The organism is Niallia taxi (assembly GCF_004005475.1).
Taxonomy (GTDB): Bacteria; Bacillota; Bacilli; order Bacillales; family Cytobacillaceae; genus Niallia; species Niallia taxi.
In genome coordinates this window covers 402,786-425,343 of record NZ_RZTZ01000001.1, presented here as the reverse complement: position 1 = coordinate 425,343, position 22,558 = coordinate 402,786, and the positions used below count along the sequence as shown (strand labels likewise).

Below are 22,558 nucleotides of genomic sequence, written 5' to 3'. Positions count from 1 at the left end.
GAAAAGGAGCTTTCTGTACAGAAAGCTCCTTTTCCTATGCTTAATAGCCTTTATGATAATCTACTAGGTTAATATCTAATTTTTGTCCTTCTATAAACTTTTTGAAATTTGGGAGGAAGATTTCCTCCACTACTCGTTTGTCATAATGCTCTGTTGATCCAGAAGTATGTGGTGTTATGATACAATTGTCCATTTCCCATAAAGGGCTCGATTCGTCCAACGGCTCCTTCTCAAATACATCCAAGCCAGCACCTAGTATTTCTCCTGCAGAAAGGGCAGCTACTAGGTCAGCTTCTTTAATGATTTCGCCTCTTCCAATATTAATTAGGAAGGCGCTATCCTTCATTTTTTGGAATTGCTCTCGCTTAAATAGCTGATTCGTTTCCTCTGTAAGGGGAAGGGTGATAACAACATAGTCACATTCAGGAAGAATGTCATCAAGCTTATCCGTTGTGTACATTTCATCTACATGGTCTTCTGGCTTGCCTGAGTGACGGATACCGATTACCTTCATTCCAAATGCTTTTGCAATCTTTGCTGTTTCTTTGCCGATTGCGCCGACGCCAATAACACCGACTGTTTTACCGTGCATTTCGAGTTTGATGTCTTCGCCGTCCCATTTTTTCTTTACTTGATTTTTAATATATGTATGAATATTACGGGTTAGTGATAGCATAAGCGCGAAAATAGTTTCAGAAATGGGATAGCTATGAACCCCGTTTGCACTAGTTACACGAACATTATTATTTGCTAATTCCTTTAAAGGAAGTGTGTTAACACCAGCACTCCATGTTTGAATCCACTTCAAGCTGTTAAGAGAATCCAAGTTATCGTCAAAAAACTTTCTCCAGCCAAGAATTACATCTGTGTCCTTAGCGTGATGCTTCCATTGCTCTGCTTCATCTGTGATGACTACATCCCAATCTTGGGCAACTTCTCGAATTTGTTCTAACAAGTGATCCTCTAATGGACGGGTGATAAGCAATTTGCTTTTATTCATCTAGTAACACTCCTTTAATTAGTGATATAACCTATTCTAACAATATACTGAAAATTTAGCATCATTGAAGATTGAAAGAAAAACCAGCAGAACCTTTATGGTCTGCTGGTTAATAAGTTAAATGATTCTTCTGCGTAAAAAGCCAGAAATAGCATCAATAATGGTAACCATCACAATAATTCCTAGCAATATAATACCGACCCTGTCCCAATCCCTTGAGCTTAAGGCGAAAATTAACGGAGTACCAATACCACCTGCCCCAATAACACCGAGTATAGCAGCAGCCCGGATATTAATTTCAAAACGATATAGGGTATATGACAGGAAACCTGGCAATACTTGAGGCAGTACAGCGAACCATAATACTTGGAGACGGTTTGCGCCAGTTGCAGTTAAAGCCTCAGTTGGCCCCATATCTAAGCTTTCGATTTCCTCTGAAAACAGCTTTCCAAGCATTCCAATCGAGTGAAGCCCTAGTGCAAGTACACCTGCAAAGGAGCCAGGTCCAACTGCCTTAATAAACAGGATAGCCATGACGATCTCAGGAAATGTGCGGATAAAGCTTAACATAAACTTTCCTGTAGATGTAATTGTCTTGCCTTTACTCATATTATTTGCAGCCCAGAAGGCGAAGGGAATACAGAGAATACCAGAGATGAATGTTCCGAGAATTGCAATTGCCAATGTATCCAGAAGCCCGCGTATTAAATCCTCGCCGTCTGGCAAATACACATAGTCCCAATCAGGATGGAAAATGCCTGAGAATATTGCTTTGGAAATTTGTCCTGCAGTTTCTTTAATATCATTTATAGGCATACCGGAAAAAGCCCAAATATACAGCAGTGCCAGCAAAACAACAATGATTGTTCTAAACGCAAATTTTTTCTTCGGTTTATTTACTTTCGTTGATAATTGGCTCATAATAATTTCTCCCGTAATTTCGTGCTAATATAATCAATCACTAATACAACAGCCAATGTCAGAATGATGATAGAAGCAGTCTTATCGTATTCAAGGAATCCGAGCGTTTTATCATAATATTCCCCGATTCCCCCAGCTCCGACCAATCCAAGAATGGCTGCAGCGCGGACATTTACCTCAAATGTATATAATACATAGGAAGTAAAATGAGCAGTTACTTGAGGGATAACCCCAAAGAACACCCATTGCACTTTGTTGGCACCAACTGCTGTCATTGCTTCAAGGGGACCTGGATCAATGGATTCAATTGCTTCATATAACAGCTTTGCAACTAAACCAATTGAGAAAATGGATAGTGCAATAATCCCAGGAAGGGAACCAAGACCGAAAATAGCAACAAATATACTTGCAAGAAGCAAGTCAGGAATTGTCCGGATTAAGTTAAGGATAAACCGGAACGGATAAACAATCCACGGTGTGCGAATAATATTGCTTGCACACAGCAATGCGAGTGGAACAGCAATTATCGCCCCAAATGTAGTACCAATAACAGCCATACGGATCGTTTCAAGCAGTGGCTCTAAAATAACCTCAAAGTAATGCCAGTTTGGCGGCCACATTTGCACAAGTAAATCAAACATATTCGGGAATCCAATTGTTAAATCAGCAATAGAGGATTCTGTTTTAAAGGAGCTCCACCACAGCAAAGCCACTACTAAAAGAATAGTGAAAATCATTTTTGTTTTGGCAGGCGGTTTAGGTGCATTCCTTACGTTTATTTTCGGATCATTAATGTTCGGTTCATTTATGCTCATACTGGCTCACCTAATAGCTCGTCTTTTTTAATTGGTCTGCCGTAAATTTCCGCAAACACTTCGTCTGTTGCCGCTTCTACAGGACCATCAAAGACTACTTCACCTGCTCTCAACCCAATAATTCTTGTAGCATATTCACGAGCAAGATCAATGAAGTGAAGGTTGACGACTGTAGTGATGCCATCTTCTTCATTAATACGCTTTAAGTCATCCATAACCTGCTTTGTAGTTAATGGATCGAGGGAAGCGACAGGCTCATCTGCTAGTATAACTTGGGCTTCCTGTGCCAATGCACGAGCGATTGATACACGCTGCTGCTGACCGCCTGAAAGCTCGTCCGCACGAGAATAGGCCTTTTCTAAAATATTCACCCTGTTTAAGGCGGTTAAGGAAAGTTCCACATCTTCCTTAGGAAAAAGTCCAAGAATTGTCCGAAACGTATTATGATAGCCAACACGACCAGATAATACATTTTTTATTACAGTAGAGCGTTTAACTAGATTAAAGCTTTGGAAGATCATACCGATATCACGGCGGATTTTCCGAAGGCCAGAGCCCTTTGCTGCTGTAATCGAATTACCGTCTATTAAAATCTCACCCTCTGAAATTTCATGGAGACGATTTATGGAACGGAGGAATGTTGATTTTCCGGCACCAGAAAGCCCTACAATTACAACGAATTCACCTTTTTCAATGGTGATGTTAATGTTATTCAAACCCTTTGTGCCATTCGGATAAATTTTCGTAACATTTTTAAACTGTATCAATTGCCTACCAACTTTCTCTTAATTTTAGAAAAAGAACCTAAACAACAAGCTTCTTTTCTCTACTAAACAACTGAATTTAATAACTCTGTTGCTTAGTAGAGAAAATAAGTCCAACCACCTAGTACTTTTACTAGATGGTTGGGTGAATAGATTAATAGTAATCAAAAGAGCTGAATCACATTATGTAAAAAAACTCTTAACATTCAGAAATTCATCCACTTTTGTCATAATAAAGATACTATTCAGTCTTCACTTTCTCTGCATATTCACGCACAACATCAAAGTTGCTGTCATCAGAAACAACATATCCTTCATGTGTGTAAATATCTCTTATAATTTCATGACCTTCATCGCTTTTTCCGATTGCAATGAATGCATCCTGCAATTTCTTTTTCCATTCGTCAGTCATGTCAGAGCGTACGGATACTGTATCGTTAGGAATTTCTTCTGTGAAGGATACGACTTTTGTATCTTCAAACACAGTAGGGTAATCTGCTTTAACGATATTACGAGCATCTTGGAAAACAGCTGCAGCATCAACATCACCATTCAGTAGAGAGATGATTGCTTGGTCATGGCCTTTTACTGTAGTACCTTGTACATCTTTAATTGGGTCAAGATCATTATCCATTAATGTAGCCGCAGGCCATACGTAACCAGCAGAAGAAGTAACATCTTGGAATGCGATTTTTTTGCCTTTAAGATCAGCAACTGAATCGATGCCAGAATCCTTTTTCACTACGAAAATAGATTTATAGAAATCTACTAATTCATCTTTCTCAGAACCATCATCATTAACACCTTTACGCTGTGCTTGAAGAATAACATCAGCAGCACCTTTTTCTTTCGCTAATACATAAGCTGTAGGTGGCAAGAAGCCAACATCAACTTGTTTAGAAGCCATTGCTTCAATGATTGTGTTGTAGTTAGTAGAAACACTTACTTTCACTGGAATGCCTAATTCATCAGATAATAACTCTTCAAGTGGTTTTGCTTTTGCTTCAAGTGTAGCAGCGCTTTGAGAAGGAACAAATTGAACGGTTAATTCTTTTGGTTCATATCCCTTTGATGCATCAGAGCTAGTTTCATCTGCTGATGATCCACAGCCAGCAAGAACACCTGCTGCTAACGACAAAGATAGACCGAATGTTGCAAGTTTTTTGAACATATTTTACCTCCGAAAGATGTTATGTGTTATTACATGTAAAAATATAGCATATAAAATTGTAAAATAGTGAAAATTTTGTATAAAAAAATTATTATTTTTTTGTAAATACAATATATTGAAATATTCCGATAATTAGTATAAAACTAGTAGGGACGGCGTTTTTTAGAGAACCGTGATTGGACAAATGTTTAATATTTTCCAGAAAAAATTATTGTGAAATATCTCACTAGTTTTTTAACAGCTTCATTTTCTGAAAAAAAGAAAGAAAAAATGAAGCGCTTCTACTATAATAAAGCATGCAAGTGAGTACGAACAAAGGTATAGGAGTGGAGTAATTTGACAGATACAAATGTAACGATATTATTTACTAGCGATGTACATGGGAATATTTATCCTCTTCTTTATGGCAATAATCAGCCGGCAAATGTTGGTCTCGGAAAAGTGGCGACCATCTTGGCAGAAGAACGTTCAAAAAATGAGCATACAATTGTTATTGACAATGGCGATTTAATACAAGGAACACCTTTAACTTATCATTATGTTCAATCATTGGCAGACAAAAACAATCCGATGATCCAACTATTAAATACGCTTCAGTATGATGGGGCGGTAATTGGCAACCATGAATTTAATTATGGACTTAATATTCTTCAAAAAGCAGTTAATGAATCAGCGTTTCCATGGCTCTGTGCAAACATTGTAAAGGAAGATACAAATGAGCCGTTTTTAGGTAAGCCATACATAATCAAAAAAATTGGGGAAATTAAAATAGCAATCCTAGGTATTACAACACATTACATACCTAATTGGGAAAATCCAAGCAATATAAGCGGACTTGCCTTCTGCGATGCACTTGAAGCGACGAAATATTGGGTTGAAAGGATAAAAGCAGAAGAACAGCCTCAATGTATAGTAGTTTCCTATCATGGTGGGTTTGAAAGAGATATTGATACAGGTGAGCCTACAGAAGCACTCACAGGAGAAAATCAAGGGTACAGCATGTGTGAACAAATAGACAACATGGACGTTCTCCTTACAGGACATCAGCACAGAACATTAATTGGAAATATCAATGGAGTAGAAATCATCCAAGCAAGCAACAACGGCCAGCTTGTCGGGAAAGTAACCTTAACATTTAATAATGGAGAATTAACAAGCAAAGAAGCGGAGCTTCTATCAACAGAAGGCGTAACAGCAGATGCAGATATATTAAGTCTTGCTCTTGAATATGAACAGAGTACACAGCATTGGCTCGACACACCTATTGGCTTTATTGATGGTGATATGACCGTATGTGATCCGATGGAAACACGCTTGTCAGACAGTCCGTTAATAGAATTCATTAATAAAGTCCAAATGGAGGCTGCAGGAGTGAAAATTGCCAATACGGCATTGTTTAACAACGATTCACCTGGATTCAAGCCGAATGTCACAATGAGAGATATTGTCTCCAATTATATTTATCCAAATACATTGAAGGTTCTTTCCATATCCGGAAAGGATATTAAGGATGCATTAGAGCAAAGTGCGAAATACTTTGAAGTCGATGAAAACGGTAATCCAACTGTAAATAAATCCTATTTATATCCAAAACCACAGCATTATAATTATGACATGTGGGAAGGGATCGACTATGTGCTGGACATTTCTAAACCAGTTGGCAATAGAGTCACAAAACTTCAATATGAAGGAAGTGACATGAAAGAAGACGAACAGTTTGAAGTTGTCATGAACAATTATCGAGCTGGCGGCGGCGGTAATTACTTCATGTATCAAAATAAACCTGTACTGCGGGAAATCCAGTTTGATATGTCAGAGCTTATCGCCAATTATATTTTGGAAAGAAAAACAGTTACGGCGACGTGTGATAATAACTGGAAAGTCATCTGGTAAAACGGGAAATATTCATTAAATAAATAAAAACACATTAAAAGGAGCATTTACAAGCGATGCTCCTTTATCTATGGTTAAAATGCCTTGTTAACTTTATTGACATTCCTTTTTCGCTAATATAGTCTTAATATTAAAAAAATATTTTGTTTAAGTGGGGAAGGGATGAGGAGCATTGTCAACTAGACCTGTAATAGGGATAACAGGTGCATATGTATTTCATAATAAATTCATGGATGGTACATATGTTCATCACGATTATCAAAAGGCAATACATGCAAATGGAGGGCTTCCGATAATTTTGCCTTATGTAAGCGAGGAGCTGGCAGAGGATATGGTGGACCATTGTGATGCGATTCTGTTAAGTGGCGGAGAGGATGTCGATCCGCAGTTTTATGGACAAGATCCACATCAAAAATTAGGCAGCACTATTCCACTTCGGGATACTGTAGAATTAGCTATTTTAAAGGTTGCCATGGAGAAACAAAAACCCATTTTAGCTATTTGCCGAGGTGTGCAAATATTGAATGTTGCTTTAGGCGGAACCTTGTTTCAGGATATTCCAAGCCAAGTTCGTGACAGTATTCAGCATACCCAAACAGTGGACAGAAGCAGGGATACACATTGGGCAACAATTGATAAAAACAGCCGGCTTTATGAAATATTAGGTGTAGAGAAAGAAAGAGTCAACAGCCTTCATCATCAGGCAATTGACGGGCTGGCAGAGGAGCTGAATGCTGTTGCAAAAAGCTCTGACGGCATTATTGAAGCTGTTGAGCATAAAAGCTATCCAGCGTTTTTACTCGGAATTCAGTGGCATCCAGAGTCCATGGCTGCAACTTATGAAAGAATGAACGAGATTTTTGCTCAGTTTGTTGCGGCAGCAAAATAAACGAATTTTAAGTGATTAGGGCAGGTTAAGGGCCAGCCCTATTTTTTTATAAAGAGGAAGTAAATTTCTTGTTTTTATAGTGAACATAATCAAAAAGTGCTAGTATGTATAGTAGTAGGAATTTATGCTATTTTTTTTGTTTCAGGAAAGCACCTGAAGTTTTTATATATTGAAAAGGTTGTAAACCCACAGCGATTGAAAAGAATAAACTGGGGTGAAAGAAATGTTAGAAAACCGCACAGGAAACTTATTAAAACAGCTTATGGCTGCCGAAGATCTCATAACAAGTGAACAATTAGCAAAAGTGCTTCATGTTACATCAAGAACTGTACGAAATGATATGAAGGAGCTTGAGTCATTACTTGCTGTTAACGGAGCAAAAATTAAGTCTGTCAGAGGCCAGGGATACCAATTAATTATCGAAAGCGATCAGCTTTTTCGAAAATTTCTTAAGGACAGCTTCCAGGAAGGAAAAGACGAAATCATTCCGACACTTAAGGGTGGACGAGTCCATTACATCATTAATCGTCTTCTGCTTACAGATAAAAATTTAAAGCTGGAAGATTTAGCGGATGAACTATTCATAAGCAAGTCAACCATTCAGAATGACTTAAAAGAAGTGAAGGAGCTTCTCAAAAGCTATGATTTAAAGGTCGAGAAGACAGGGAACTCAGGAATGAGGCTAAAAGGGGAGGAAGTGAACCTCCGTTTTTGTATGTCAGAGTATTTATTTAATAGGAAACTTGACCAAACGGAGCTTACCTATGATCCGGCAACACTCTTGTTAAATGAAGAATTGACGGCAATTCGAACGATTATCCTTGAACAAATCAGAATTGCTGCGATTACGTTGTCAGATATAAGCTTGAATAATCTCGTTGTTCATATTGTGATTGCTTGTAAGCGTATACGTGAAGGGAATTATATTTCTGCCATTCCAAAAGAGACAAATGAAATTACGGTCGAAAAGGAATATGCAGTCTCCAAAAAAATTGTGGGAAAAATTGAAAATACATTACATGTTGAATTCCCTGAAACGGAGGTTGCTTATATTGCCATCCATTTGCTTGGCACAAAGCTGATGAGTCACCATGCTTTGACAGATGGGGAAGTGCTTGATTTCATTGACGAACGAATTCTGAGCTTAACGGCAAATATTCTAAAAGAGGTTGAACATAAGATGAACCTCCAAATAGAACAGGATAAAGAACTTTTCACAGGCTTATCCTTGCATTTAAAGCCGGCCATTAACAGATTTCGCTATAAAATGAACTTAAGGAATCCATTGCTTGATGACATAAAATCAAACTATCCGATTCCGTTTGAAGCAGGTGTTGTTTCAGCTGGTGTTATTAAGAAGGAATTGGGGTATGACATTCATGAAAATGAAATTGCCTTCCTAGCGCTTCATTTCGGAGCGGCAATGGAAAGGAAAAAAGTCAGCAGCAAGAAGAAGCGCTGTATGATTGTTTGTGCTTCAGGAGTTGGCAGCGCTAACCTTCTGTATTATAAATTGAAATCCCAATACAGTTCAGAATTAGAGATGATTGGAACGACAGAGCTTTATAAAGTGAAGGAAATCAATTTTAGTGAAGTTGATCTTATCATTAGTACAATCCCGATAAAAGAAGATATCCCGGTTCCTGTCATTGAAGTAAATACAATTCTTGGTGACAGGGATTTTGCAAAAATTAATGGCGCCTTATATTCAAAAAAGGCTAAAACGAGCGCATATTCCTCTATCCGAGAAGAATTGGTTTTCTTACAAAAACCGTTTGACACGAAGGAGGAAATCTTTGCTTTTCTTGAAGCAGAGCTTTTGAGTCTTGACTTGATTAATAATAGCTTCATGGATCATGTAAGAGAGCGGGAAAAGGTTTCACCAACATGCTTTGGAAATATGGTTGCCATTCCACACCCCAACACACCACAGACGGACAAAACCTTCTGGGCATTTTGTACATTGCAAAAGCCGATTGACTGGGGAGGAAAACATGTTCAATTTATCTGTCTGTTGAGTGTGCAAAAGAACAGTACTGGTGATTTTCAAGAATTGTATGACGTGCTTGGGGATGTTCTTGACAGCCCGACTATCATTCAGCATTTGTTAAAATGCAAGAGCTTTTCAGAATTTAAGTCCGTTTTTCCTTCATAAGAATGATGGCTAATGGGGAGGATATTATGAGAATACTTCTATGCTGTGCAGTCGGGATGTCTACAAGCCTGTTAGTGCGCAAAATGAAAAAATACGCTGAAAGCAATTCGATTAATTGTACAATTTGGGCCATACCCGCTGAAGCGATTCATCATCATATGGACAAGGCAGATGTCATATTACTTGGTCCGCAGGTCCGTTTTTTGCTGCGTGATGTAACAAATGCGGCAAGTAAAAAGGGAGTTCCTGTATCGATCATTAACACAGTTGATTATGGAACATTTAATGCAAAGGAAGTATTAGAGCTTGCTCTGAAACTGGTTTCAGATAAAGATAAAAATGGAATGACTTCTGACACAAGTAAACAATAAAGAAGAAGTAAAATCCATGAATAGTTTTCAATCTTTATCAAAAGATAGGAGAAGAACGGAAAAGAAAAGAAAAAAAGTTAGTATTCACTATGAAAATCAGCTAAAATAGAAAGGTAACACATATTTTATTTGGAGGTATTTTACCATGAGCGAAAAAACTTTTACTATTATTGATGAAACTGGAATACATGCTAGACCGGCTACATTATTAGTAAGCACAGCAAGCAAATTCAAATCAGACATGCAAATTGCTTATAAAGGCAAATCTGTAAACTTGAAATCCATCATGGGCGTTATGTCACTTGGTGTACCAAAAGGTGGAGAAATCACTATTTCTGCAACTGGTGAGGACGAAACAGAAGCTGTTGACGGTTTAGAAGCAGTTCTTAAAAAAGAAGGCCTAGTAGGCTAATCGCAGCAAATACATAAAAACCCCCTTCTATAAAAGGGGGTTTTTAATTTTAAATGTTTTATTATCTAAATATTCGGAGTTTCCTGTAAAATAGATGGGGGAGGAAAAAGCGAATGGTTGTAAAGGCAAAAGGTATTGGGCTGAAAAGAAACGGGAAATGGATACTAAAGGAAATTGATTGGGAGATTAATAAGGGCGAGCATTGGGTTTTATATGGCTTGAACGGGGCGGGAAAAACCGCATTGCTTAATATGATTTGTGCCTATTATCATCCAACAGTAGGAAAATTGACCGTACTTGACAAGGAATTTGGCAAGGCGGAGCTTGGTGCATCGTTAAGGAAAAAAATTGGCCTAGTTTCAAGCAGACTTCAGCAAAATCTCTATGTAGCAGACAGCGCGTATGAAATTATTTTGAGCGGTGCGTTTGCAAGCATTGGTTTATATGAAACACCGACAGATGCAATGAGGGAAAAAGCGATCAATCTAATGAAGCAGCTTGGCTGTTATTCCTATGCAGACAGACAATATTCCAGCTTGTCACAAGGAGAAAAGCAGCGGGTGTTAATAGCGAGAGCTTTAATGCTCAATCCAGAGCTAGTTATACTTGATGAACCGGCAACAGGACTGGACTTTTTAGCGAGAGAGCAATTGCTTGAGACCATTCAGCAGCTGGCCCAAATGGAGAATTGTCCAACCATTATTTATGTGACACATCATATGGAGGAAATCCTTCCAGTATTTTCGTCTGCGTTGTTGTTAAGAGATGGTGAGGTTTTTGCCAAGGGAAAAACAGAAGATATCTTGACAAGCCATTGTTTAACAGAATATTTCTCGTTCCCGGTAGAGGTAATTTGGAGCAATGGACGACCGCTTTTAGCTAAACAAGCTCAGCAAGAAACATTAAGATAAGCAAAAAAAATGAAGGCTGGTCCATACCTGGGGACCAGCTTATTTCCAGTGGGCAGGGCTAATCCCAATCTTCATATACGATCACACCGCCAGTGAGGTCGAGCGTATTCCTGTCTCCTTTATATAAGAGCTTTCCGTTTTCTTCGACAATAAGATTTTCATAAGTAAATACTTTTTTGCCAGTTGGAAGTGTAATGACTACTTTGTCTCCTAAATTTTGATCATTTGGCTTATCAGCAAAGAAATACTCTGTGAAGAAATAACCGCCAATAAAAAGAAGAAGTAAGGCACAGCAGCAAATAAAGTAAATTGGTTTTTTCCCCTTCTTATGATCCTGGTTTGCATGTTTTTCTGATCGACTCATCTTATCCTCCATACTTGCGTTCTACAAAAGTTACATAAAAGAAATACTAAATAACCGCTTATTAGTAAAATATGAGAATTTTTTCAAAAAGATGATTAATAATCAATAAAATATTAAAATAGGAAACAGTAATAATTAGAATTATGAAAAAAATCAATAAATAATGAAACTTTCTTGCTGTATATTCGTATATAAACTAACAAATCTAAAATAGGCAGGTGATTGATTGAAGGACACACATATGCAAGCAAATTTTATAGAAAGTGAATGATGCTTATGGAATTATTCGGATTTTCCTTGCCGTCCATTTATCTTGCACTTTTAGTAATTTCAGGCATACTCATTTTATTCTCCATCTTTTTTTCCGATATTTTGCATACGGATATCGGCATCCTTAATCCTACGGTACTGCTTTCCTTTTTAACGATATTGTCTGCATGCGGATATTTATTAGAACGCTATAGTGGCTTGAACAGCATTGTAATTATTGTTGTATCGGCACTGGCGGCTTTTATTGCAGCTTTAAGCTTCCATTTTTTTGTATTAATACCATTATCTTCTGCGGAAGAATCACTGGTTTATAATGAAGAATCATTAAAGGGGAGAGTTGGAAAGGTCATTACAACAATTCCAATGGACGGATATGGTGAAATAATCATTGAGAGTACAAGTGGGAACATATCAAAAACAGCAGCAAGCTTCTACAATGAAGCAATTGAAAATGGAATAGAAATCATTGTAATAGAAGTAAAGGACAGCATTGCATACGTAGTCCCGTATGAAGGCTAATTAGAAATCATAAAGAATGGAAGACAAAAAGGAGGAATTATAATTATGCTGGGAATCGGTTTAGAAATTTGGATTATTATAGGAATTGTACTTATTTTGTTCATTGCATTAGTAGGTATTTTTATCTCAAAATATAAAACGGCTGGTCCAGATGAAGCATTAATTGTAACTGGCAGCTATCTTGGTTCTAGAAATGTTCATGTAGATGAATCAGGTAATAAAATCAAAATCATCCGTGGTGGAGGTACATTCATCCTGCCGGTATTCCAACAATCAGAGCCATTAAGCTTGCTGTCAAGTAAGCTGGATGTGTCTACACCTGAGGTTTATACAGAACAAGGTGTGCCTGTAATGGCAGATGGTACAGCTATCATAAAAATCGGCGGATCCATTGGTGAAATCGCGACAGCTGCAGAACAATTCCTCGGTAAACCTAAGGGAGACCGGGAAAATGAAGCAAGAGAAGTATTAGAAGGGCATCTTCGCTCCATTCTTGGGAGTATGACAGTCGAAGAAATTTATAAGAACAGAGATAAGTTCTCACAGGAAGTGCAGCGTGTCGCTTCACAGGACTTAGCGAAGATGGGCTTAGTTATCGTTTCCTTTACAATAAAGGATGTAAGGGATAAAAATGGTTATTTGGATTCCCTTGGTAAGCCAAGAATTGCCCAAGTAAAAAGAGACGCCGATATTGCAACTGCTGAGGCAGATAAAGAAACAAGAATAAAAAGGGCTGAAGCAGATAAGGATGCAAAAAAGGCAGAGCTCGAGCGTGCAACTGAAATTGCGGAAGCGGAAAAGGAAAATCAGATGAAAATGGCTGATTTTAGAAGAGATCAGGATATCGCAAAAGCTCGTGCCGACCAGGCTTATGACTTAGAAACAGCGCGATCTAAACAAGATGTAACAGAGCAGGAAATGCAGATCCGTATCATTGAAAGACAAAAGCAGATTGAACTGGAAGAAAAAGAGATTTTAAGAAGAGAGAAGCAATATGACTCTGAAGTGAAAAAGAAAGCCGATGCAGATCGTTATGCGGTTGAACAGTCAGCAGAAGCAAACAAACGCAGACAGATGGCCGAAGCGGATGCAAATCAATACCGGATTGAATCCCAAGCAAAGGCCGAAGCAGAAAAGGTCCGTGTCGATGGATTAGCGAAAGCGGAAGCAGAAAAGGCAAAAGGGGAAACAGAAGCAGAAATTATTCGCTTGAAAGGTTTAGCAGAAGCAGAGGCGAAGCGGAAAATTGCAGAGGCATACGATATGTATGGTCAGGCAGCTATTTTGGATATGGTGCTGGAGATGCTTCCTGAATATGCTAAACAAATTGCCAGCCCGCTTGGTAATATTGATAAAATTACGGTTGTGGATACAGGTGGCAATGGCAGCTCTGGTGCTAACAAAGTATCAGGATATGCGACAGACTTAATGGCAACGATGCAGGAATCTCTTAAAGCATCTGCGGGTATTGACGTGAAGGAGCTTCTTGAAAATCTGTCTGGAAAGAACAGAGAGGTAATCCACACAGAAGCTGACGAATAATAGAAAGTATATAGTAGTCTAAAACAAACCCAAGCTATTTATCGAGTTACATTCGCATAATAGCTTGGGTTCTTTATTAGCTGGTTGCTTTAGGTTGGTACATTATCAAGATTATTGTAGTGTATTAGAGGAGCAATACTTTTTTTATGTTATTGCTGTGTAACTTTATTGTCTAATATATATAGACAAGATGAAAGGGTATCCCAATCTGGGATACCCTTCATTTGTATTACTGTTCTTTTAAGTCTTCAATGGAATCGATATCCATGTACTTAGGAACAACAAGACCAAGCTTAGTTCCTTCTAAGTTTGCACCTAGATCTTCAAACTTGCCGGCATATTTAGTTGCATAGTCTTCGTGTGTTATTGGCAGCCAGCCTGCAACATGTGCATCAAGGCTTCCGTCTGCTACTCCAGTCCACATTGGACCTGCTTCTACTTGGCTTAATGTCACGTCATAGCCTAAGTCAGTCAAAACTTTGCCGATTACATTTGTGCTGGCAATTTCACTATCCCAAGCAACATAGCCTAGTTTAATTTTATCACCATTTACTTTGGAAACGCCTTTAGTCCACTCACTTACTACATCTGCGTTATCCTTTACCCATGCAGCAGCTGCATCTTCTGGTTGTGTACCATCATAAATTTCCATCATCACTTCGCCCATTGCATCTGTATCCCAATGGAAGTTGTCAAGCACTTGATATGCTTCAGGCATATCTTCTTTTAAACCGTTACGTACAATTGTATGAATATTTTCATCTTCGCCGAATGAACCTTTAGGATCGTCTAAATACTTCAAGTCATATGCATTAAACATCCAATGCGGAGTCCATCCAGTAATGATGATGGGTTCTTTTTTATCATAAGCTTTTTTTAATGTTGCAGTCATTGCGGCACTTGAGCCTTCAACAATGCTCCAGTCAGACAAATCATAGTCTTCCTTTGCTTTGGCAGCGGCCTTCATAATTCCAGCACCAGGGTCAATTCCGATAATTTCATGATCCACTTGCTCCCCGATGGAAGCATTCTCGTCTGCTTTTGAACCACATGCAGCAAGTGCAAATACTAAAGCTGCTGCAAATAGCATGGATATAAATTTTTTCATAACTTTAAATTCCCCCTCTTTTTTTTGTACCAAGATTTTGCGTAATTCTATCTAGAATGATTGCAACAACTACAATCGCCAAACCAGCTTCAAAGCCGCGTCCGATTTGGATTTGCGTAACTGCTCTGTATACGTCAGCACCTAGTCCAGGAGCTCCGACCATTGCAGCAATTACTACCATGGATAGTGCAAGCATAATACTTTGGTTAATACCTGCCATAATTGTAGGCATGGCAAGAGGTAGCTGAACCTTCATTAGTCTTTGTGCCGTTGTGCTTCCGAAAGACTCGGTCGCTTCCGTAATATCGGCAGGCACCTGTTGGACACCAAGAATCGTTAATCGAATAGTAGGCGGCATAGAGAAAATTACAGAAGCTACTACACCAGGAACGACTCCTATATTAAAGAAGAAGATTGCAGGGATTAAATATACGAATGCAGGCATTGTCTGCATAAAGTCTAATACAGGAACAACAATTTGTTTTACGGTATTTTTTTGAGATGCCCATATTCCTAGTGGGACTCCTATAATAATCGAGATAATAACAGCTGATAATACAAGTGCTAAAGTATCAAGCATTGGATCCCAATAACCAAGATTATCTACAAGGAATAAACCAACTAAAGTAAATAAAGCAATTTTTTTATTCGCTAGCTTCCAAGCAATCAATGTTAATAAAATAATAAAGATATAGGAAGGAATAAAAGCAAATACTGCTACTAATGAATCTACTACAACTTCAAGACCTTCACTAATGCCGTCAAACGCAACTTCAAATGTTGTAGTCAGCCAATCAACAAAAGTGTCAATCCAATCTGCAACCGGAAGTTTTGGAAGTAAGTTTTCCATTAGTTCACCACCTCCGTTTTTTGTGTTTCCATAATATCTGTTTGGCTGTTTATATTTTCGTTGTTGCCTGCAAGTGCACCAATTACTGCACCTCTGACAAGCATGCCTTTCAGACGATGCTCCCCGTCAACTACTGCAACAGGAATACTTGCTGTCGATACTTTGTCAAAAAGGTCAACAAGCAGCGTATCACCGCTTACTGTCAGTGTTTCATCAAGAATATCATGCAGTGGCTTATTGTTTTCAACTGCATTTCTTGCTGCATCTGCTGTTACTGCTCCAAGCAGATTTCTTTTCTTGTTTACTACATAAATACTTGAAATTCCAAGGTCTCTCATCATTTGGAGGGCAACACGTGGGCCTCTGTCTACATTTACAGCCTCTGCACGTTTCATAACATGGTTTGCTGTAAGCACTTTTGAAAGGTCGACGTCTTCTACAAAGCGCTCAACATAGTCATTAGAAGGATTCATCAGGATTTCCTCTGGTGTACCGACTTGAACAATCGTACCATCCTTCATCAATGCAATTCGGTCACCAATTCTTAATGCCTCATCTAAATCATGTGTAATAAAGATGATTGTTTTTTCCATGGTTGACTGTAAATCGAGGAGCTCATCCTGCATATCTTTACGAATTAAAGGATCAAGTGCACTGAATGCTTCATCCATTAGCAATACGTCTGGATTATTTGCTAATGCTCTTGCGAGTCCAACACGCTGCTGCATACCACCGCTCAATTGATCAGGATATTGGCTTTCATAGCCTTCTAATCCTACTAGTTTAAGAGATTCTAATGCACGCTGTTTTCTTGTTGCTTTATCAATGCCTTGTATCTCCAAACCAAATTCTGTGTTTTCCAAGATTGTACGATGAGGAAGGAGAGCGAATTTTTGGAACACCATGCTAATTTTTTCTCTTCTAACTTTACGTAATTCATCCTTCGACATTTTGACAATGTCCTTGCCATCAATATAGATTTTTCCAAGTGTTGGATCAATAAGTCTATTCAGCATACGAACAAGTGTTGATTTTCCACTTCCGGATAATCCCATAATGACAAATATTTCGCCTGCTTTAATTTCGAAACTTGCTTTATTAACCCCGACAGTTGAACCTGTCTTCTTTAATATTTCGCCTTTGGATTCACCCTTTTGTAGAAGGGAAATGGCTTTTTTACTGTTTTTTCCGAAGATTTTTGTCACATCTTCAATTTTTACTTTTACGTTGTTTTCCATTCTTTCACCTCGTTTTTTCGGGACCGTTCATCATGGCACTCCATAAGTATAGTATTTTTTCACTAATTACCGCAAAGTTTATATTCAGTCAAATTCATCCATTCTGTACGTACAGAAAAAACTGTACGTACTGTAATGTATGTTTGCTTAATAATCCTCTTAAATACTGCCAAATGCTATTAAGTTTGATTCTTTACAAATTTTCCAATCGTGATAATCTATAAAGGAATAATATTATATGAAGCCAAAATAGATGTATTAAATTGGAGATTGGGAATAATGCTAATAAACATCAAAATCTCCGTTTTACTTCTATATAATGAATGATTAAATTGGATGTGAATATAGCATGGAAGGTAAAGAACAGCTGGAAAGGGCAAGGGAAAGAGTAATAGATGTTGTTGCACAGAATATGGACTTGTATGGTGTGACAGATTCCATTGGACGCTTATATGGGATGCTGATGTTCCAGGAAAATCCTATGACACTCGATGAAATGAAGGAAGAGCTTGGGATGAGCAAAACGAGTATGAGCACCTCTGTCAGAACTTTATTGGAATTAAAGATGGTCGATAAAGTCTGGAAAAAAGGGGTAAGAAAGGACTTATACAAAGCTGAAAGCGACTGGTACCAGAATTTTATTGACTTTTTTGCGATAAAGTGGAGATCTGCTATTTCTGAAAATGTTTTGGAAATGAAAAAGTCACTTGTAGAATTGAACAGCCTTGTTAATCGGGATGATGTGGAAGAAGAGCTTAAAGAATTGGCAAATAGTGATATCAATAAATTAAAAAATGCTCTTGATTACTATGATTGGCTTAACAGATTTGTAGACAGCCTTGAATCAAAGGAAATCTTTGAGCTTATACCTATGAAAAAACCAGAATAACAAAACAAAAGGGTTCTCTTTTTATAAAGAGGCCTTTTTTTTGTTGTTTAAAGACTTTGGGCAAACCTAATTACAATGCGTGAGAGCTTTTCACCACTCCAATCAACGAAGATTTTCCCGTATCTCTTTTTCAGAGCTTACCTTTTCTAATAAATAAGATTGTTTTTTGAATTCTGCTTGTACTAGTCAAAAACCTAAAAAATGTGCATTTAACTATCGCACATTATGGGTTATTTGAATAGGATATATAGAATTTAAAAAAGGAGGAGTTAATTATGGGTGAAGTTGGATACGGCGGAGGTTTCGCTTTATTAGTAGTATTGTTCATCTTATTAGTTATCATTGGCGCTTCTTGGGGCTACGGCGGTTACTAAGAGATAAAAACTAAAAATATATAGAAGGAGGAACACTATATGTACGGATATGGTGGTTGTGGTTATCCTAGTTATGGTTATTCTTGCGGAACTGGTTACGGCGGAGGTTTTGCTTTAATCGTCGTTTTATTCATTCTTTTGATTATTGTTGGTGCAGCTTGCTTCAAATGGTAAGCTAAAATAGAAAAAGCCTGATTCTTCCTATGGAATCAGGCTTTTTCTGACTTTACGAAAAAAATTTAAAAAAAAGAGAAAAAACTAACAAAAAGATGTTTAACCGTAAAAAAACACGGGTAAAGAATACTAAAAAAGTTTTTTTATCAATTCAGAGGGGGAAGAAGAGTGTTGGTGAATATTATAAAATATCAGTAGAAAAAATGAAAAAATACTATAAATATATAGCAAATAACCTATTTTCATTTGCCTCTATAGATTACAATAAGATTAGGGTGGAGACATTTTTATACATAATAGGGATATAATTTACTAATTAACTTACATATTAAAATACATATATTCTATAAAAGAATCGGGGGAAATTATGACTGAAAACATCTCTACCCATTCATCTGAGCAAACTGAACTGATGAATGACTTTTATGTCGTCGGAATTGGTGCATCAGCTGGTGGATTGGAAGCAATTGAGCAATTTTTCGCAAATATGCCTTCTAATACTGGTATGGTGTTTGTCATTGTACAGCATCTTTCATCAAAGTATAAGAGCTTTATGCCTGAATTGCTTGCCAAAAAAACAAATATGAATATTTTGCGTGCGGCAAAGGGAATGCAGTTGGTCCCAAATACAATTTATTTAAATCCTCCTAATCAATTTTTGACGATTACAGAAGGTGTATTCCAGTTAGAAGAGTATGAGAAGGACAAGCATTATAACTTTCCAATCGATACTTTCCTTAAATCTTTAGCGCAGGATAAAAAACATAAGGCAATCAGCATTATATTTTCCGGTAATGGAACAGATGGGACAGAAGGAGTTCGCATTATTAAAGAAAATGGTGGAGTTGTGTTCGTTCAAGAGGAGGATACAGCCAAATTCCATAATATGCCTAAAAGTGTTATTGCTTCTGGGGTTGCTGATTATATCGAGGCGCCTTCTGACATCCCGATTATTATGCAGACGATAACAGACCCATCAAGTTTGAAATATAGTGATGAGTCACTTAAGCATATTTTTAATATTTTGCTGAAAAGAACAGGTATTAACTTTTCCTTCTATAAAAAAAGCAGTGTTCTGCGCAGGATTGAGAGAAGGATGAAGGTAATTAAGGAGCCTATGCTTTCATTAGATGCATATCGGGATTACTTGTTCAAGTTCCCAGAGGAAATTGATTTGTTGCATAAGGACTTACTAATAGGAGTAACTCAATTCTTTCGGGACCCCGAGGCCTTTAAGGAAATTGAGAAGCTGATACCGGATCTTGTCAGAAATAAGCTGGAAAATGGCGAAGAAGAGGTTAGGGTGTGGACGGTTGGCTGCTCTACAGGGCAAGAAGCTTACACATTAGCGATTCTTCTTGATCAATACATGGAATCATTAGATGAGTCCATTGATTTTCGGATTTTTGCAACAGATGTAGATAAGGATTCCATTAAAATAGCAAGCCAAGGACTATATGAGAGCGAGCTGTTAAGTGAAGTTCCAACATATATGAAAGAAAGATATTTTGAACCGGCTGGGGATAAATATCAAGTGAAAAAATCAATCAGAAAAAAAATTGTATTTGCTCCTCATAATATCTCTAAAGACTCACCGTTTGTAAACATCGATATGATTAGCTGCCGCAATATGATGATATACTTCCAGCCTGAATTGCAGCAGAAAATTCTATCCCTTTTCCATTTTTCCCTTATTGAAAATGGAATCTTGTTCTTAGGTTCAAGTGAAACAATCGGCAAGCTTTCAGGGCTTTTCGAGCCAATTCACTCAAAGTGGAAAATTTTTCGGAATAAGCAAAGTGATAAATGGGATTTAAAGGAGCCTGCTATCCACTCAAAACACAAGGCGAAGGAAATTTCCCATTCAGATATCCATGCACCAGCAACCTTATTTGATGCAATGCCAGGAAGAAAAGTAGACTTGCTTTATCAAAAGCTTGTTAATGATTTTATCAATCCTTGTATTATTCTTAATGAGCAGAATGAAGTTGTCCTAACTTCAAAGAAAGCCAATCGTTTCTTATCTGTTCCAATCGGGGAGACAAATTACAGCATTTTTAAAATGGTGCCAGCACATCTTTCTGTTATTATTGGAACAGGCTTAAAGAAGCTTAAGGAAAATGAAGAGGAAATAACATACAAAAATATCCTGTTGGTTATTGATAAAGAGGAAAAATACTTTGATTTAACTATACGAAGATTTTTGGATAAGGATGCTCTTTCTATCATTTTGTTTCAGGAAGAAGAAGATGATAACAGAAAAGGAGTTCTTAGTACCCCGATATATTTTGACCATGACAGTACGATAAGTGAAAGAGTTATTGATTTAGAGCAGGAATTGTTTTATACCCAACAAAATCTGCAGACAACAATTGAAGAGTTAGAAACATCCAATGAGGAGCTCCAGTCCACTAACGAGGAATTAATTGCCTCAAATGAAGAGCTGCAATCTACAAATGAAGAGCTTCAGTCTGTTAACGAGGAATTAATAAATGTTAATAACGAGTACGAAAATAAGATTACAGAACTGACTGATTTAACAAATGATTTGGATAATCTGTTGATCAGCACTAATATTGGCACGATCTTTTTGGACAAAGGCTTTAAAATCAAGCTGTTTACACCGGAGGTTCAAAAAATTGTCAATGTGCTTGATATGGATATTGGCCGTCCGCTTTTTCATATTTCACATAATTTGGAGTACGGATCACTACTCGAGGATGCGAGGGAAGTGCTTAAAACGTCTGCAAAGGTTGAAAGGGAAATCCGCAGCTATGATGGCAACTGGTATGGCATGAGGGCAATGCCTTATCGCACGAGTGACAATATAGTGGATGGTGTCGTTATTACTTTTACCGATATAACGGAAATTAAAACCTATAATCAGAAACTTACGCTTACTTCTAGTGTGATTGAGAAAAGTCCAACAAGTATCATCATTACAGATAATGAAGGCAGGATTAATTATACAAATGAACGGTTTAAGCAACAAATCAAGCAGGATTTGGATTGCACAGGACTTCATATATTAGATGTGTATGAGCAATATTTAAATGCAGAAGAATTCCGAAATATTTGGAATACTATAAAGGATGGCAAGGATTGGGAAGGGAATATTTTGTACAGACTGGATGATGGCATTGAAAGATGGGAATATGTCAGCTTCCGTGTAATCAAGGACTCAACAGGAAAGCTTGTCAATCTCCTGCGGACATCAGAGGATATAACGGAAAACAAGAAGTCTGAAGCGATGCTAAAAAAATCAGAAATGCTATCTGCTGTTGGTCAGCTTGCAGCAGGAATCGCTCATGAAATTCGTAATCCGCTCACCTCCTTAAAAGGATTTCTGCAGCTGATGATGCAGAGTAATACTTATAATAAGGAATATACAGAGGTTATGTTCTCTGAATTTAACAGGCTAGAGCTTATTATCAGTGAATTTCTAGTATTGGCAAGACCACAAGCAGTTGCATTTAAAGAAATGCAGGTAGAAAGAATATTAGAGGATGTCAATGTTCTTCTTAGTACACAGGCAATCTTGAAAAATATCGATCTCCAATTAGAATATGCAGGAAATCTGCCGACTGTTTATTGCAATGAAAAAGAGCTGAAGCAGTTGTTCATCAATATGATAAAAAACGCAATGGAAGCGATGGAATCAGAAGGTAGTATTAATATTTCTGCTCATATGGAAACAGGTGGATATCTGCTTGTGAAAGTAACAGACCAAGGTAAGGGGATTCCGAAGGAACAGCTGGAAAAAATGGGAGAGCCATTCTTTACAACAAAGGAAAAAGGGACTGGCTTGGGATTAATGATCAGTCAAAAAATCATTGATAACCATAAAGGTACACTGACTTTCTTAAGTGAAGTAGGTGTTGGCACAACAGTTGAGATGAGATTTCCTATTAGTTAATGAAAAAAACCC

Annotated in this window: 21 protein-coding genes; 12 read left to right on the top strand and 9 right to left on the bottom strand. The window is 37.6% G+C overall.

What is annotated here, in order from left to right; translation table 11 throughout:
- Window positions 1-40 precede the first annotated feature (40 nt).
- From EM808_RS02195 to EM808_RS02175, 5 genes are all read right to left on the bottom strand, one after another.
- Window positions 41-1,000 (bottom strand): D-2-hydroxyacid dehydrogenase, encoded by a 960-nt coding sequence (locus EM808_RS02195; protein ID WP_127735170.1) that lies wholly within the window; start codon window positions 998-1,000, stop codon window positions 41-43.
- 117 nt (window positions 1,001-1,117) lie between these two features.
- The gene (gene phnE / locus EM808_RS02190; RefSeq protein WP_127735167.1) at window positions 1,118-1,921 is read right to left on the bottom strand and encodes a phosphonate ABC transporter, permease protein PhnE; all 804 of its coding nucleotides are present in this window, start codon (window positions 1,919-1,921) and stop codon (window positions 1,118-1,120) included.
- Complete coding sequence (gene phnE / locus EM808_RS02185) at window positions 1,918-2,715, bottom strand: phosphonate ABC transporter, permease protein PhnE (RefSeq protein ID WP_127736666.1); 798 nt, start codon at window positions 2,713-2,715, stop codon at window positions 1,918-1,920. The genes phnE (EM808_RS02190) and phnE (EM808_RS02185) overlap by 4 nt, the downstream gene beginning before the upstream one ends.
- A 17-nt stretch (window positions 2,716-2,732) precedes the next feature.
- Window positions 2,733-3,503 carry a phosphonate ABC transporter ATP-binding protein gene (gene phnC / locus EM808_RS02180; protein ID WP_127735164.1) on the bottom strand — a complete coding sequence of 257 codons (771 nt, stop codon included), beginning with the start codon at window positions 3,501-3,503 and terminating at the stop codon, window positions 2,733-2,735.
- 238 nt (window positions 3,504-3,741) lie between these two features.
- A complete protein-coding gene (locus EM808_RS02175) occupies window positions 3,742-4,671 on the bottom strand; it encodes a phosphate/phosphite/phosphonate ABC transporter substrate-binding protein (RefSeq protein ID WP_127735162.1) in 930 nt (309 codons plus the stop codon).
- A 336-nt stretch (window positions 4,672-5,007) separates the two neighbouring features.
- Here EM808_RS02175 and EM808_RS02170 point away from each other — a divergent pair, with 336 nt between their 5' ends.
- The 6 genes from EM808_RS02170 to EM808_RS02145 all read left to right on the top strand — a co-directional run bounded on the left by EM808_RS02170 (window position 5,008) and on the right by EM808_RS02145 (window position 11,302).
- Window positions 5,008-6,564, top strand: a complete 1,557-nt coding sequence (locus EM808_RS02170; RefSeq protein WP_127735160.1) for a bifunctional metallophosphatase/5'-nucleotidase — start codon at window positions 5,008-5,010, stop codon at window positions 6,562-6,564.
- Window positions 6,565-6,736: 172 nt separating this feature from the next.
- Window positions 6,737-7,453 (top strand): gamma-glutamyl-gamma-aminobutyrate hydrolase family protein, encoded by a 717-nt coding sequence (locus tag EM808_RS02165; RefSeq protein WP_127735157.1) that lies wholly within the window; start codon window positions 6,737-6,739, stop codon window positions 7,451-7,453.
- A 223-nt stretch (window positions 7,454-7,676) separates the two neighbouring features.
- Window positions 7,677-9,608: a BglG family transcription antiterminator gene (locus tag EM808_RS02160; RefSeq protein WP_127735154.1), complete on the top strand. Its 1,932-nt coding sequence runs from the start codon at window positions 7,677-7,679 to the stop codon at window positions 9,606-9,608.
- Between the two features lie 26 nt (window positions 9,609-9,634).
- Window positions 9,635-9,979 (top strand): PTS sugar transporter subunit IIB, encoded by a 345-nt coding sequence (locus EM808_RS02155; RefSeq protein WP_127735151.1) that lies wholly within the window; start codon window positions 9,635-9,637, stop codon window positions 9,977-9,979.
- A gap of 145 nt (window positions 9,980-10,124) precedes the next feature.
- Entirely contained in the window at window positions 10,125-10,391 is a 267-nt protein-coding gene (locus tag EM808_RS02150; RefSeq protein WP_127735148.1) for a phosphocarrier protein HPr, read from the top strand.
- Between the two features lie 113 nt (window positions 10,392-10,504).
- Window positions 10,505-11,302 carry an ABC transporter ATP-binding protein gene (locus tag EM808_RS02145; RefSeq protein ID WP_127735145.1) on the top strand — a complete coding sequence of 266 codons (798 nt, stop codon included), beginning with the start codon at window positions 10,505-10,507 and terminating at the stop codon, window positions 11,300-11,302.
- 58 nt (window positions 11,303-11,360) lie between these two features.
- Here EM808_RS02145 and EM808_RS02140 read toward each other — a convergent pair whose 3' ends face one another.
- Complete coding sequence (locus tag EM808_RS02140) at window positions 11,361-11,666, bottom strand: hypothetical protein (RefSeq protein ID WP_225314728.1); 306 nt, start codon at window positions 11,664-11,666, stop codon at window positions 11,361-11,363.
- Window positions 11,667-11,942: 276 nt separating this feature from the next.
- Between EM808_RS02140 and EM808_RS02135 the strand changes: the two genes are divergently transcribed.
- Together EM808_RS02135 and EM808_RS02130 are read left to right on the top strand one after the other, a co-directional pair.
- A complete protein-coding gene (locus EM808_RS02135; protein ID WP_127735139.1) occupies window positions 11,943-12,455 on the top strand; it encodes an NfeD family protein in 513 nt (170 codons plus the stop codon).
- Between the two features lie 45 nt (window positions 12,456-12,500).
- Window positions 12,501-13,997 (top strand): flotillin family protein, encoded by a 1,497-nt coding sequence (locus tag EM808_RS02130; RefSeq protein ID WP_127735135.1) that lies wholly within the window; start codon window positions 12,501-12,503, stop codon window positions 13,995-13,997.
- A 229-nt stretch (window positions 13,998-14,226) separates the two neighbouring features.
- On the opposite strand, the gene EM808_RS02125 is transcribed toward EM808_RS02130, so the two are convergent.
- The 3 genes from EM808_RS02125 to proV are packed head-to-tail and all read right to left on the bottom strand — an operon-like array spanning window position 14,227 to window position 17,193.
- Window positions 14,227-15,105, bottom strand: a complete 879-nt coding sequence (locus tag EM808_RS02125) for a glycine betaine ABC transporter substrate-binding protein (RefSeq protein ID WP_127735132.1) — start codon at window positions 15,103-15,105, stop codon at window positions 14,227-14,229.
- Window positions 15,106-15,109: 4 nt separating this feature from the next.
- Complete coding sequence (locus EM808_RS02120) at window positions 15,110-15,955, bottom strand: ABC transporter permease (RefSeq protein ID WP_127735129.1); 846 nt, start codon at window positions 15,953-15,955, stop codon at window positions 15,110-15,112.
- Window positions 15,955-17,193, bottom strand: coding sequence for a glycine betaine/L-proline ABC transporter ATP-binding protein ProV (gene proV, locus EM808_RS02115; protein WP_127735126.1), 1,239 nt, complete (start codon window positions 17,191-17,193; stop codon window positions 15,955-15,957). Before proV ends, EM808_RS02120 begins: the two co-directional genes overlap by 1 nt.
- Window positions 17,194-17,542: 349 nt before the next feature.
- On the opposite strand from proV, the gene EM808_RS02110 reads away from it, so the two are divergent.
- The 4 genes from EM808_RS02110 to EM808_RS02095 all read left to right on the top strand — a co-directional run bounded on the left by EM808_RS02110 (window position 17,543) and on the right by EM808_RS02095 (window position 22,546).
- Window positions 17,543-18,082 carry a GbsR/MarR family transcriptional regulator gene (locus EM808_RS02110; RefSeq protein WP_127735123.1) on the top strand — a complete coding sequence of 180 codons (540 nt, stop codon included), beginning with the start codon at window positions 17,543-17,545 and terminating at the stop codon, window positions 18,080-18,082.
- Window positions 18,083-18,357: 275 nt separating this feature from the next.
- Window positions 18,358-18,456, top strand: a complete 99-nt coding sequence (locus EM808_RS02105; protein WP_127735120.1) for a YjcZ family sporulation protein — start codon at window positions 18,358-18,360, stop codon at window positions 18,454-18,456.
- A 39-nt stretch (window positions 18,457-18,495) separates the two neighbouring features.
- Window positions 18,496-18,630, top strand: coding sequence for a YjcZ family sporulation protein (locus EM808_RS02100; protein WP_127735117.1), 135 nt, complete (start codon window positions 18,496-18,498; stop codon window positions 18,628-18,630).
- A 367-nt stretch (window positions 18,631-18,997) separates the two neighbouring features.
- On the top strand, window positions 18,998-22,546 hold the full coding sequence (locus EM808_RS02095; protein ID WP_127735114.1) for a CheR family methyltransferase: 3,549 nt from the start codon (window positions 18,998-19,000) through the stop codon (window positions 22,544-22,546).
- The last annotated feature ends 12 nt before the right edge of the window (window positions 22,547-22,558 follow it).

Excerpts from the sequence above, each read along its gene's own strand:
- EM808_RS02195 (WP_127735170.1), bottom strand. The coding sequence starts at position 1,000 with ATGAATAAAAGCAAATTGCTTATCACCCGTCCATTAGAGGATCACTTG.
- phnE (WP_127735167.1), bottom strand. The coding sequence starts at position 1,921 with ATGAGCCAATTATCAACGAAAGTAAATAAACCGAAGAAAAAATTTGCG.
- EM808_RS02175 (WP_127735162.1), bottom strand. The coding sequence starts at position 4,671 with ATGTTCAAAAAACTTGCAACATTCGGTCTATCTTTGTCGTTAGCAGCA.
- EM808_RS02160 (WP_127735154.1), top strand. The coding sequence starts at position 7,677 with ATGTTAGAAAACCGCACAGGAAACTTATTAAAACAGCTTATGGCTGCC.
- EM808_RS02155 (WP_127735151.1), top strand. The coding sequence starts at position 9,635 with ATGAGAATACTTCTATGCTGTGCAGTCGGGATGTCTACAAGCCTGTTA.
- EM808_RS02150 (WP_127735148.1), top strand. The coding sequence starts at position 10,125 with ATGAGCGAAAAAACTTTTACTATTATTGATGAAACTGGAATACATGCT.
- EM808_RS02145 (WP_127735145.1), top strand. The coding sequence starts at position 10,505 with ATGGTTGTAAAGGCAAAAGGTATTGGGCTGAAAAGAAACGGGAAATGG.
- EM808_RS02140 (WP_225314728.1), bottom strand. The coding sequence starts at position 11,666 with ATGAGTCGATCAGAAAAACATGCAAACCAGGATCATAAGAAGGGGAAA.
- EM808_RS02135 (WP_127735139.1), top strand. The coding sequence starts at position 11,943 with ATGGAATTATTCGGATTTTCCTTGCCGTCCATTTATCTTGCACTTTTA.
- EM808_RS02130 (WP_127735135.1), top strand. The coding sequence starts at position 12,501 with ATGCTGGGAATCGGTTTAGAAATTTGGATTATTATAGGAATTGTACTT.
- EM808_RS02125 (WP_127735132.1), bottom strand. The coding sequence starts at position 15,105 with ATGAAAAAATTTATATCCATGCTATTTGCAGCAGCTTTAGTATTTGCA.
- EM808_RS02120 (WP_127735129.1), bottom strand. The coding sequence starts at position 15,955 with ATGGAAAACTTACTTCCAAAACTTCCGGTTGCAGATTGGATTGACACT.
- proV (WP_127735126.1), bottom strand. The coding sequence starts at position 17,193 with ATGGAAAACAACGTAAAAGTAAAAATTGAAGATGTGACAAAAATCTTC.
- EM808_RS02110 (WP_127735123.1), top strand. The coding sequence starts at position 17,543 with ATGGAAGGTAAAGAACAGCTGGAAAGGGCAAGGGAAAGAGTAATAGAT.
- EM808_RS02105 (WP_127735120.1), top strand. The coding sequence starts at position 18,358 with ATGGGTGAAGTTGGATACGGCGGAGGTTTCGCTTTATTAGTAGTATTG.
- EM808_RS02100 (WP_127735117.1), top strand. The coding sequence starts at position 18,496 with ATGTACGGATATGGTGGTTGTGGTTATCCTAGTTATGGTTATTCTTGC.
- EM808_RS02095 (WP_127735114.1), top strand. The coding sequence starts at position 18,998 with ATGACTGAAAACATCTCTACCCATTCATCTGAGCAAACTGAACTGATG.